A 6,155-nucleotide genomic window follows, 5' to 3' on the forward strand; every position below is an offset into this window, starting at 1 on the left:
TTAAAACAGGGTTCTGTAAGATTTTGTAAGGCAATTAAACTTGCAATTTAAATATCAAATGAATTATGAAAAAATACTTGCAAAAAATAAAAATATATAGTAAAATGTTGAATGTTGTGGCGAGGCATACGATGAAGTGGGAGATTGCTGCGAAATAGATGCAGGTAACTTTCACGGAGAATGTCCGATTCTAGAAACCGGGCGACAAGTCACTGTACATTTTGCTATGCATATTATTATGCATATGATTTGGATAAGCTCAGCCCAGGTAAATATAAAATTATATTCCTGGGCTTTAATATAATCAAATAGGAAACACCCGGCATAGTGTACAGAAGTCTGCTTGTTGTACGTAATAATAATAAGGAGGATTATGTATGGCAAACAAACAAAAAATCAGAATCAGATTGAAAGCGTTTGATCACCAAGTTCTTGACCAATCGGCAGAAAAGATAGTCGAGACAGCCAAGAGGACAGGAGCTAAAGTGTCGGGACCGGTACCGTTGCCTACTGAAAAGGAGATTATAACAATACTTAGAGCTCCGCATAAGTACAAGGATTCCCGTGAGCAGTTTGAAATGAGGACTCACAAGAGACTGATTGATATTCTGCTCCCAACACCGAAGACGGTAGATGCGTTGATGAGATTGGATTTGCCGGCAGGAGTAGATATTGAGATAAAGCTGTAATGGCTTGGCAACAGTAAAAAAGGTCATGTTCACACGTAGTGAAAGTCAAATTTCATGAAGTGAACCAATAACCATAGGAGGGATAATAGATGAAAAAATTTATGCTTGGCAAAAAAATAGGCATGACACAGATTTTTAACGATGAAGGATTGTTAATTCCTGTTACTGTTATAGAAGCAGGTCCAATAACAGTTGTTCAGAAGAAGAAGCCCGAAACAGACGGATATAATTCAGTAAAAGTCGGTTTTGGCGATATTCAGGAAAAAAGACTGAACAAGCCTCAAAAAGGAGTGTTCACAAAATTGGGTATAGCACCCAAAAAATATATCAGGGAATTTAGAGTTGAAGACCCTGATCAATATGAAGTAAAACAGGAAATTAAAGTTTCAGAAATGTTCCAGCCTGGTGACAGAATAGATGTGACAGGTATTTCAAAAGGTAAAGGCTTTGCAGGCGTAATTAAAAGGTTTGGAAATGCAAGAGGTAAGGAAACGCATGGCTCAATGTATCATAGAAGAGTGGGTTCCATGGGAGCAAATACAAATCCGGCGAGAGTATTCAAAGGTAAAAAGCTTCCGGGTCATATGGGTGTGGAAAGAGTAACCGTCCAGAATCTTGATGTAGTAAAAGTAGATGGCGAAAGAAACCTTTTACTTGTAAAAGGCGCTGTACCTGGAGCAAAAGGCGGATTGTTAATGATTAAAGATACAGTTAAAGCCGGTAAATAAAAAGGGTGAAAGGAGGATTTAAAATGCCGAAAGTTGATGTATATGATATAAACGGTAAAGTAGTTGGAGACATAAATTTAAGTGACGACATTTTTGGAATCGAAGTCAACAAAAACGCTATTCATCAGGTTGTGGTGAATCAGCTGGCAAATAAAAGACAAGGTACCCAATCAACAAAGACAAAGAGCGAAGTAAGCGGAGGCGGCAGAAAGCCTTGGAGACAGAAGGGTACCGGTAGGGCAAGACACGGTAGTATCCGCTCGGCACAATGGGTTAAAGGCGGAATAGTACTTGGACCAAAGCCAAGAAGCTACAGATACACACTTCCCAAAAAGGTTAGAAGACTTGCATTGAAGTCGGCGTTGTCATCAAAGGTTAATGAAAATGAATTGCTTGTACTTGACAGCTTGAACTTCGACCAAATAAAGACCAAACAAATGGCAAATGTATTAAAGAACTTGAATGTTAACGAGACAGCAGTGTTGGTTTTGGCTGAGAAGAACAAAAATGTGGAATTGTCGGCAAGAAATATTCCTGGTTTGAAGACTTTGTTTGTTAACACAATAAATGTGTATGATATAGTTAAGTACAACAAGTTTATAATAACCAAGGATGCCGTATCAAAAGTTGAGGAGGTGTACGCATAATGAGAGCTGCTGAAGATATAATCAAAAGGCCTTATATTACTGAAAAAAGCAATGCCGAGATTGCAGAAGGCAAGTACACCTTTATTGTGGATGTAAAAGCTACAAAAACTGAAATAAGGCAAGCGGTTGAAAAGCTGTTTCAGGTAAAGGTACTTAAAGTGAATACTATTAAGTGTGACGGTAAAAGAAAGAGACTGGGAGTACATGAAGGCTTTAGACCGGATTGGAAAAAGGCAATAGTAAAGATTGATACAGATCCGAAGCCGGTAACATATTTGGCTGAAGGTGGCAAAACAGCCACAACAACAAAGAAATACAAAACAAGTATTGAAGAATTTGGTGCTGCACAATAAGAAGATCTTACCAGTAGTAAGATAGATTAAGGAGTGAAAAGAAATGCCAGTTAAGAAGTATAATCCAACATCTCCAGGAACAAGGTTTATGACTGTGTCGTCCTTTGAGGAGATAACTAAAAAAGAACCGGAAAAATCACTGTTGGCACCCCTTAAGAAGACTGGCGGCAGGAACTCATACGGAAGAATTACAGTTCGCCACCATGGTGGGGGAGCAAAACAAAAATATAGAATAATCGACTTTAAGAGAGACAAGGATGGAATAAAATCAAAGGTTGCGGCTATAGAATATGACCCGAACAGAACTGCTTATATAGCACTTCTCCATTATGCTGACGGTGAAAAGAGATATATCTTGGCACCTCACGGATTGAAAGTCGGAGACATAGTAGAGTCGGGTGAAAATGCCGACATTAAGCCGGGAAATGCATTGGCGCTTGAAAATATTCCGGTGGGTACGGAAATCCATAATATTGAACTTAAGCCGGGTAAGGGTGCACAGCTGGTTAGAGCTGCAGGAAATGTTGCACAGTTGATGGCAAAAGAAGGCGATTATGCACAGGTAAGATTGCCTTCCGGCGAGGTAAGAATGGTAAGCCTGAAGTGTAAAGCTACTATAGGACAGGTGGGCAATATTGAGCATGAAAATGTTTCAATAGGTAAAGCCGGAAGAAAGAGATGGATGGGAGTAAGGCCTACAGTTCGTGGTGTTGTAATGAACCCGGTTGATCACCCGCATGGTGGTGGTGAAGGTAGATCGCCGATCGGTAGACCAAGTCCGGTAACTCCATGGGGTAAACCGACATTGGGTTACAAGACAAGAAAGAAGAACAAAGCATCCGACAAATTTATTGTTAAGAAAAGAAAATAATTAGCAATTGTTCTGTTAGAGGTTTTTAGGCGGTAAACGAAAGGAGGACATGGTTAGAATGAGTAGATCCGTAAAAAAGGGACCATATGTTGACCCGAAGCTTCTTAAGAAAATAGAAGATATGAACGCTAAAAACGAAAAGAAGGTTATAAAAACATGGTCCAGAGCTTCTACAATATTTCCTCAGATGGTAGGACACACAATTGCAGTACATGACGGAAGAAAGCATGTACCGATTTATATATCGGAAGAGATGGTAGGACACAAGTTGGGAGAGTTTGCTCCAACAAGGACTTATAAAGGACACGCTGGCCATACTGAAAAATCTACAGGATTAAAGTAAGGTAAAGTTTACTGAAAGGAGGAGATTCGGGTGGCAAAGGATGCAAAGGTTAAACAGGAAAATCTTGAAGAAAAAGAAAAAGCATTAGAAACTGTTAATGCTAAACACAGAAAGTCAAATAAGCCGGCTTTGCTTACTAAGAGTGAAAGAAAGAAGCTCGGTATTGGAAAAGACCAGGGCAAAGCTGTTTTAAGATATGCAAGAATATCTTCAAGAAAAGTAAAAATTGTATTGGATCTTATAAAAGGTAAAGATATTGATGAAGCATACGGTATATTGAGATATACTCCAAAAGCTTCTTCAGAAATACTGTATAAGCTTTTAAAATCGGCTGAGGCAAATGCAACTAACAATAACGGATTGAACAGAGACAATCTGTATGTTGCAGAAGCTTTTGCAAATCAAGGGCCTACTTTGAAAAGAATACTGCCTAGAGCAAAAGGTAGTGCAGACAGAATTAGAAAAAGAACCAGTCATATTACTTTGGTAGTTAAAGAAAGAAGTTAATGGAAAAGGAGGGTGGATGATGGGCCAAAAAGTAAATCCCCATGGACTTAGAATAGGAATTATAAAAGACTGGGATACAAAATGGTATGCCAATAACAAAAACTTTAGCGAATACTTGGTGGAAGATTTTAAAATAAGAAAGTTCATTAAGAATAAGCTTTATTCAGCAGGTATTTCAAGAATTGAGATAGAGAGAGCTGCAAACAAGGTAAAGATTAACGTTAATGCTGCAAAACCCGGACTGATAATAGGTAAGGGCGGAGCTGGTATCGAAGAATTGAGAAAGCAGCTTGAAAAGATGACACAGAAGAGTGTGTTGATAAATATAACTGAGATAAAAGTTCCGGAATTGGATTCACAGATTGTTGCAGAAAATATTGCTTCCCAGCTTGAAAAGAGAATATCTTTCAGAAGAGCAATGAAGCAGGCAATGTCAAGAGCTATGAGACTTGGAGCGAAAGGAATAAAGACAGCCGTATCCGGACGTATTGGTGGTGCTGAAATAGCCAGAACAGAGCATTATCATGAAGGAACAATTCCTCTCCAGACATTAAGAGCCGATGTTGACTACGGATTTGCTGAAGCCAATACAACTTACGGCAAATTAGGCGTTAAAGTTTGGATATATAAAGGAGAAGTTCTTCCGGCTGTTAAGAAGGATAAGAAGCAGGAAGGAGGAGATAAGTAATGTTAATGCCTAAAAGGGTAAAGCATAGAAAGGTTCAGAGAGGAAGAATGAAGGGCGTTGCAACCAGAGGAAACAAGGTTATGCACGGCGATTTCGGTCTTCAGGCTCTGGAGCCGGCTTGGATAACAAGCAATCAGATAGAAGCAGCGAGAATAGCGATGACTCGTTTTATAAAAAGAGGCGGAAAGGTTTGGATAAAAATATTCCCAGACAAACCTGTAACTGCGAAGCCTGCTGAAACCCGTATGGGAAGCGGTAAAGGTTCTCCTGAATATTGGGTAGCTGTTGTAAAACCGGGAAGAATAATGTTTGAAATTGCCGGGGTGTCGGAAGAAGTTGCAAGGGAAGCTCTAAGGCTTGCTATGCATAAACTTCCCATTAAGTGTAAATTCGTGACACGTGAAGATGAAATGGGTGGTGAAGCAAATGAAAGCTAAAGATATAAGAAAAAAATCTCAAGAAGAATTGGAAAAGGAACTCGTAGAGTTGAAGTCAGAGCTTTTTAAACTTAGGTTTCAGCACGCTACCAATCAACTCGAAAATCCTATGAAGTTAAAGGATGTTAAAAAATCCATTGCTCGTATAAAGACTATATTAAAGGAAAGAGAACTTAAGGGAATGCAGGTTTAATATCCCTTGAAAGGAGGTAGTTTTAGTTGGCTGAGAGAGGATTAAGAAAAGTCAAAGTTGGTAAAGTTACCAGCGATAAGATGGATAAAACAATAGTTGTATCTATAGAAAGCTCTGAAAAACACCCTCTATATAAAAAGTTTGTTAAGAGAACTTACAAACTGAAAGCTCATGATGAGAATAATGAGTGCAGAGTCGGTGATATAGTTAAAGTAATGGAAACACGTCCGCTTAGCAGGGATAAAAGGTGGAGACTCGTTGAGATTGTTGAAAGAGCCCGTTAATGATATCTGAAAGGAGGTTCTATTATGATTCAGGTACAAACAACACTTAAGGTTGCAGATAATACCGGGGCTAAGAAGCTTATGTGCATAAAAGTTCTTGGAGGTTCCAAGAGAAAGTATGCAAACATTGGTGATGTTATAGTAGCTTCTGTTAAAGATGCAACACCCGGTGGCGTTGTTAAAAAAGGTGATGTTGTAAGATGTGTAATTGTCCGCTCCAAAAGAGGAGTTAGAAGACCGGACGGTTCATATATAAAGTTTGATGAAAATGCAGCAGTCTTAATCAAAGAGGATAAAAACCCAAGAGGAACTCGTATATTTGGGCCTGTTGCAAGAGAATTAAGGGATAAGGAATATATGAAAATTTTGTCCCTCGCACCAGAAGTTCTATAAGGGAGGAGGCGGCTTAAGTTGA

Annotated in this window: 12 protein-coding genes; all 12 read left to right on the top strand. The window is 39.0% G+C overall.

Features of this window, described 5'->3' with window-relative positions; translation table 11 throughout:
* Positions 1-377 precede the first annotated feature (377 nt).
* The 12 genes from rpsJ (at position 378) to rplN (ending at position 6,133) form a co-directional block, all read left to right on the top strand.
* The gene (rpsJ, locus tag PLH43_RS12650) at positions 378-689 is read left to right on the top strand and encodes a 30S ribosomal protein S10 (RefSeq protein WP_038289980.1); all 312 of its coding nucleotides are present in this window, start codon (positions 378-380) and stop codon (positions 687-689) included.
* A gap of 89 nt (positions 690-778) precedes the next feature.
* Positions 779-1,417 (top strand): 50S ribosomal protein L3, encoded by a 639-nt coding sequence (gene rplC / locus PLH43_RS12655; protein WP_324363679.1) that lies wholly within the window; start codon positions 779-781, stop codon positions 1,415-1,417.
* Positions 1,418-1,440: 23 nt separating this feature from the next.
* Complete coding sequence (gene rplD, locus PLH43_RS12660) at positions 1,441-2,064, top strand: 50S ribosomal protein L4 (protein WP_324363681.1); 624 nt, start codon at positions 1,441-1,443, stop codon at positions 2,062-2,064.
* Positions 2,064-2,417: a 50S ribosomal protein L23 gene (gene rplW / locus PLH43_RS12665; RefSeq protein ID WP_324363683.1), complete on the top strand. Its 354-nt coding sequence runs from the start codon at positions 2,064-2,066 to the stop codon at positions 2,415-2,417. Before rplD ends, rplW begins: the two co-directional genes overlap by 1 nt.
* A 43-nt stretch (positions 2,418-2,460) precedes the next feature.
* Positions 2,461-3,288: a 50S ribosomal protein L2 gene (rplB, locus tag PLH43_RS12670; protein WP_324363685.1), complete on the top strand. Its 828-nt coding sequence runs from the start codon at positions 2,461-2,463 to the stop codon at positions 3,286-3,288.
* A gap of 58 nt (positions 3,289-3,346) precedes the next feature.
* On the top strand, positions 3,347-3,631 hold the full coding sequence (gene rpsS / locus PLH43_RS12675) for a 30S ribosomal protein S19 (protein WP_324363687.1): 285 nt from the start codon (positions 3,347-3,349) through the stop codon (positions 3,629-3,631).
* A 30-nt stretch (positions 3,632-3,661) separates the two neighbouring features.
* Positions 3,662-4,138 (top strand): 50S ribosomal protein L22, encoded by a 477-nt coding sequence (gene rplV, locus PLH43_RS12680; RefSeq protein WP_324363689.1) that lies wholly within the window; start codon positions 3,662-3,664, stop codon positions 4,136-4,138.
* A gap of 19 nt (positions 4,139-4,157) precedes the next feature.
* Positions 4,158-4,826, top strand: coding sequence for a 30S ribosomal protein S3 (gene rpsC / locus PLH43_RS12685; protein ID WP_324363698.1), 669 nt, complete (start codon positions 4,158-4,160; stop codon positions 4,824-4,826).
* Positions 4,826-5,263: a 50S ribosomal protein L16 gene (gene rplP, locus PLH43_RS12690; RefSeq protein WP_324363691.1), complete on the top strand. Its 438-nt coding sequence runs from the start codon at positions 4,826-4,828 to the stop codon at positions 5,261-5,263. The genes rpsC and rplP overlap by 1 nt, the downstream gene beginning before the upstream one ends.
* Entirely contained in the window at positions 5,253-5,456 is a 204-nt protein-coding gene (gene rpmC / locus PLH43_RS12695; RefSeq protein WP_324363693.1) for a 50S ribosomal protein L29, read from the top strand. The genes rplP and rpmC overlap by 11 nt, the downstream gene beginning before the upstream one ends.
* Before the next feature lie 26 nt (positions 5,457-5,482).
* Complete coding sequence (gene rpsQ / locus PLH43_RS12700; RefSeq protein WP_324363695.1) at positions 5,483-5,740, top strand: 30S ribosomal protein S17; 258 nt, start codon at positions 5,483-5,485, stop codon at positions 5,738-5,740.
* Positions 5,741-5,764: 24 nt separating this feature from the next.
* On the top strand, positions 5,765-6,133 hold the full coding sequence (gene rplN, locus PLH43_RS12705; RefSeq protein ID WP_038289954.1) for a 50S ribosomal protein L14: 369 nt from the start codon (positions 5,765-5,767) through the stop codon (positions 6,131-6,133).
* Positions 6,134-6,155 lie beyond the last annotated feature (22 nt).

The sequence above is a fragment of the Acetivibrio sp. genome (genome assembly GCF_035371925.1).
In the GTDB taxonomy this organism is placed as follows: domain Bacteria; phylum Bacillota; class Clostridia; order Acetivibrionales; family Acetivibrionaceae; genus Hungateiclostridium.

What these genes read in the sequence shown, in the direction of transcription:
- rpmC (WP_324363693.1), top strand. Translation starts at nt 5,253, where the DNA reads ATGAAAGCTAAAGATATAAGAAAAAAATCTCAAGAAGAATTGGAAAAG.
- rplD (WP_324363681.1), top strand. Translation starts at nt 1,441, where the DNA reads ATGCCGAAAGTTGATGTATATGATATAAACGGTAAAGTAGTTGGAGAC.
- rplN (WP_038289954.1), top strand. Translation starts at nt 5,765, where the DNA reads ATGATTCAGGTACAAACAACACTTAAGGTTGCAGATAATACCGGGGCT.
- rpsC (WP_324363698.1), top strand. Translation starts at nt 4,158, where the DNA reads ATGGGCCAAAAAGTAAATCCCCATGGACTTAGAATAGGAATTATAAAA.
- rplC (WP_324363679.1), top strand. Translation starts at nt 779, where the DNA reads ATGAAAAAATTTATGCTTGGCAAAAAAATAGGCATGACACAGATTTTT.
- rplP (WP_324363691.1), top strand. Translation starts at nt 4,826, where the DNA reads ATGTTAATGCCTAAAAGGGTAAAGCATAGAAAGGTTCAGAGAGGAAGA.
- rplB (WP_324363685.1), top strand. Translation starts at nt 2,461, where the DNA reads ATGCCAGTTAAGAAGTATAATCCAACATCTCCAGGAACAAGGTTTATG.
- rplW (WP_324363683.1), top strand. Translation starts at nt 2,064, where the DNA reads ATGAGAGCTGCTGAAGATATAATCAAAAGGCCTTATATTACTGAAAAA.
- rpsS (WP_324363687.1), top strand. Translation starts at nt 3,347, where the DNA reads ATGAGTAGATCCGTAAAAAAGGGACCATATGTTGACCCGAAGCTTCTT.
- rpsJ (WP_038289980.1), top strand. Translation starts at nt 378, where the DNA reads ATGGCAAACAAACAAAAAATCAGAATCAGATTGAAAGCGTTTGATCAC.